Source organism: Paenibacillus sp. 01T422 (assembly GCF_056398785.1).
In genome coordinates, this window is record NZ_JBFTQB010000643.1 from 1 (window position 1) to 3,824 (window position 3,824).

Below are 3,824 nucleotides of genomic sequence, written 5' to 3' on the forward strand. Positions count from 1 at the left end.
AGAACAACAGATGAAGCCTCAATGGCGATGCGATCTCCGTGCAAACCTAGCAGATTCAGTTCAATAAATGGAATATATTTATCAACTAATTCAACAGACTTGACTCTCTCTTTAAAAATCTCATGGAAATCAGGATGTATGAATTCAGTAAAGCTTTTCCCTATGACTTCATTCGGCGTTATTGCCCCTAATAACCTGAGCCCGATATCGTTGATATAACAAATGATTCCTTCCTGATGCACAACAATCGGCTCAGGGAGCAATTTAATCATGCGCCTATACTCTTCATCCCGTTCGCGAACGATGTTTTCCATCACTTTTTTATGCGTGATATCTCGACATAGCAATTGGATCGACGGTTTGCCCAAATATTCAACTGGAACCGCTCTGATTTCAACATTGATCAGTTGATTATCCAGCCTTACCAATTTCTTTTCAAGAATATCCGTTGGCTTCTCTGCTTTCAGTAGATATTCGATTTGATCTTGAAGCTCGTTTCTCTCATCCGGATGAATAAATTCTAATGCTAATTTCCCTCGAAGCTGATTTTCACTTTCAGCACCTACTAGCTTTAATGCGGCAGGGTTGGCATAAACGATAACGGAATCTCCGTATACAATAATGGGTTCCGGGGAGTGTTCGACCAAATTACGATAACGTTCTTCGCTTTCTTTCAGCTTCACATCTTCCATTTTACGATTAGAAATGTCTCTAGCCACTTCTACTAGCGCAAAAATACGACCTTCGTTGTCCTTCAGCGGAGAAATGGTCATGCTTGCACAAAAAGAATCGCCATTTTTGCGAAGCTTATGCGTCTCATAACATTCAGCCTGATCATTAAGAATGACATGTGAATGGATATTTCTTACCCGGTCTACTTCGTATAGGGGAACAGTCTTTAGACACTTTTGAAAAACTTCATCATTCGTCCAACCGTACATGTCTTCATACGCTTTGTTCACCTGCAAAATGTGATTTTGAAGATCAATAACCGCAATGCTGGCATTTGTATGGTGAAAGCAAAGGTCGAATAGTTGGTTAATTTGCTGCATCCAATTTGTCGGTATTGGTTTACTCTCTACCCTATTATCCATGTTGTTAGTCCTCACCCTATCGATAAACGTATGTTATTTTAGTAACAATTCTATGTTCTTCTGCATTTTCCTTTCCAAATTAGGGCAGAAAGCAATTTTCCACTTAATGGATAATGTCGAAAACGCAAAAAGGAGCGGCTCAGGAAGAGCGCACTCCTTGTTAAGGGACAGTATCCCTCAAATATCGACCATATTTTTCCATTTATAAATGAACCTACGTAATTGATTAGACTGGCGAGACGGGCGAATGCTCCATCCGATTTGCCAGCCAATCATCTAAGTTCGCAATTCGATCTGGATATTTATAACTTCTCGCCAGAAAACCCGCTCCATGGCCCGGCATTGGATCCTGGTCTGTAGGCTGGTATCGCAGGTCTACACTCCAACGTACCTCATCAGATAAATTAGGCGTTGACATATGCAGACAACGGTCATTAAACAGAATCGCGCTTCCTGCGGTAACCGGTAGAACAACCGTCTTCGTTTTGCCCAGTTGGCTTTCACGCAAAGCCGTGTACCCTGTGCCTGTATCTGATTCTTGATGCCACTTCAGTAAGCGTTTACGATGGGTGCGCGGTTTAATATGCAGACAACCGTTAATCTCATTTGCATCCACAAGCGGAATCCAAACAGTAATTACAGGATTGGAATTGGCATCGGGCCAATAGGATTTATCTTGATGCCAAGGCACAGCCCCTGCGGCAACCTTTGGAATTTTCGGTCGTGTATTATACACCGGATTGGAGAAAAGCTCTCCACCGATTAACGATTCAACCGCATCCAGAATTTTGGGATTGCTCATCAAGTGAAAATAACCCGGAATCCTGTCTCGCCAGCTTCTTCCATATTTCAGGAAATGCTCCGCTGTTAAATCTTGAAACAACTCCGCCAAACGATATTTAAAAGGGCGACCTTCCAATTTGTCATGAATAAGTCCTGCCTTCATTAGCTCCTCTGCAATCTCCGAGACCTTGGTCGTCATCGCTTCAATCGCCTGCGCGAGATCTTCTTCCTGAAGCAAATTAGGAATTACCAGATAACCTTCCGTGTTATAAAAGTCGACTTGCTCTTTGCTCAAACTTCCGCCGATTTGGCTCACGTTCATTGTTTCCATTCCTCCTCAAAGGTGATCTACACTTATAAATTTAGCACCTTTGAGTTAAATCGTATTTATCTGGATGTTCAATGATTGATCAATTCTTCCGGTAATTTCTTTTCAACCAAGATATTATGACATACAATTAGAAGACAACCTGCGCGCAAAAGGGAGACTGTCCGATGCCGATTTTGACTGCAATGAATCCAACCGTAAGAACCGCCCATCATTACCGCTTTCCTTATGAGAAAAATGGCAGCGAGTCCTTCCGATTAGGTTATTGTTATGCCTTCCACCTCGTGACCGGCGGTAAAGGAGCAGTTACCCTGCCATCAGGCACCTTCCCTATAGCCAAAGGGGATCTGCTCTATTTTCCGCCTAAGCTACAGCATTCCTTCCATTCAGATGCCGCACATGCGCTATCCACCTATAATATTTATTGCGACTTATGGGATACGCGCCCAGACGCTGGGCAGAAGCATCTTGTTTGGAAAGAAGCCGACTTCGATCCTCATATTTTGACCGTAATTGAACCGAATGCTGACTTGGACAACTTGCCTAATCTGCTCCACTTTCAGCATCAAAGCGCCATTACCGACCTATTCGCCCTAGTTGTTGAGCAGCATCAGAATTCTGCCCCCTATTCAGACGCGATCGCCAAAAGCCTTCTCCAAGCCTTACTGCTCAAAATTGTTCAGCTGCATACTTACACGCCGTTCATTGATTTCCGAATCAAACCTCTGCTCGATAATATTCACAAAAAAGCCTACCTGGGCTCCAGTTATGAATCTTGGCTGGAACAGAGCAAGCTGAAGAAAACGCAATTCCACCAACTGTTCAAACAAGCCACGGGCATGTCTCCCAAAGCCTACTGGACGTCCGTCATCATGAAGCAGGCAGCAGCCGCATTAAAAGAGAGCGCCCGATCGGTCACGGACATCGCTGAGGACTTAGGTTACTCCTCCATCCATCATTTCAGCAAACAGTTCACGCTGTATTTCGGCATCTCCCCTTCGGAGTACCGGAATCGGCAGCGGTCTTAGATTCGCTGTGGATGAAGGCTTCCTACAAAGCCTCCAACAACCGCTTTCGCTCCGCCGAACCCATCGCCAAATGGATCAGATGCGCCATTAATTTCTTTTGTTCCAAATTCAATCTGGCGAATACCCTTGGTTCGAGCTGGCACAGCTCCCGTATGACGGATTCCAGCTCGTTTTTCTTCATAGTATCCTCAGGGCAGTCCGTGAATTCCGGAAAAGCTTTGGCTTCCGCAAACTCTTGAATAACATGGTCAGACAGTATTTGTAAATATGGTTTTCTTTTTTGCTTAATAAACGCGTTGATTTCTTCCAACAAAAATTGGAAAGCGTCGCTTTTCTTGCTCACGCCAAAAGCTGCTTCGAGCTGCCCACCTTGATCATCGCTCTCAAAATCAAAATAGTCGAACAGCTTGCTTTGAATGTACACACTATGGTAAAAAGAGTCCCCTTTGTTATTAAAGGTGGTCGGCTGCTTGTGCTTTTCTTCCAAATGAGCGTCTATGAAATATAGCTTGGAGTATTCATGATTAATCCGATCCTGCCAACGGACAAATTTAATTTGAAAGGCTGTTTGGCTGCCGGGATGAACGAGGT

4 protein-coding genes are annotated in these 3,824 nt (G+C 43.9%); 1 reads left to right on the plus strand and 3 read right to left on the minus strand.

From position 1 onward, the window contains the following. Together AC1DUA_RS28010 and AC1DUA_RS28015 are read right to left on the minus strand one after the other, a co-directional pair. Positions 1-1,094 (minus strand): PAS domain-containing protein (locus AC1DUA_RS28010; protein ID WP_477502882.1); only part of this gene is annotated, 1,094 nt, incomplete at its 3' end. Positions 1,095-1,320: 226 nt separating this feature from the next. Further along, positions 1,321-2,199 carry a phytanoyl-CoA dioxygenase family protein gene (locus AC1DUA_RS28015; RefSeq protein ID WP_477502883.1) on the minus strand — a complete coding sequence of 293 codons (879 nt, stop codon included), beginning with the start codon at positions 2,197-2,199 and terminating at the stop codon, positions 1,321-1,323. Positions 2,200-2,372: 173 nt separating this feature from the next. Between AC1DUA_RS28015 and AC1DUA_RS28020 the strand changes: the two genes are divergently transcribed. Continuing rightward, complete coding sequence (locus tag AC1DUA_RS28020; RefSeq protein ID WP_477502884.1) at positions 2,373-3,233, plus strand: helix-turn-helix domain-containing protein; 861 nt, start codon at positions 2,373-2,375, stop codon at positions 3,231-3,233. Between the two features lie 22 nt (positions 3,234-3,255). Here the strand turns inward: AC1DUA_RS28020 and AC1DUA_RS28025 are convergent. After that, positions 3,256-3,824 (minus strand): hypothetical protein (locus AC1DUA_RS28025; RefSeq protein ID WP_477502885.1); only part of this gene is annotated, 569 nt, incomplete at its 5' end.

Excerpts from the sequence above, each read along its gene's own strand:
- AC1DUA_RS28015 (WP_477502883.1), bottom strand. The coding sequence starts at position 2,199 with ATGAACGTGAGCCAAATCGGCGGAAGTTTGAGCAAAGAGCAAGTCGAC.
- AC1DUA_RS28020 (WP_477502884.1), top strand. The coding sequence starts at position 2,373 with ATGCCGATTTTGACTGCAATGAATCCAACCGTAAGAACCGCCCATCAT.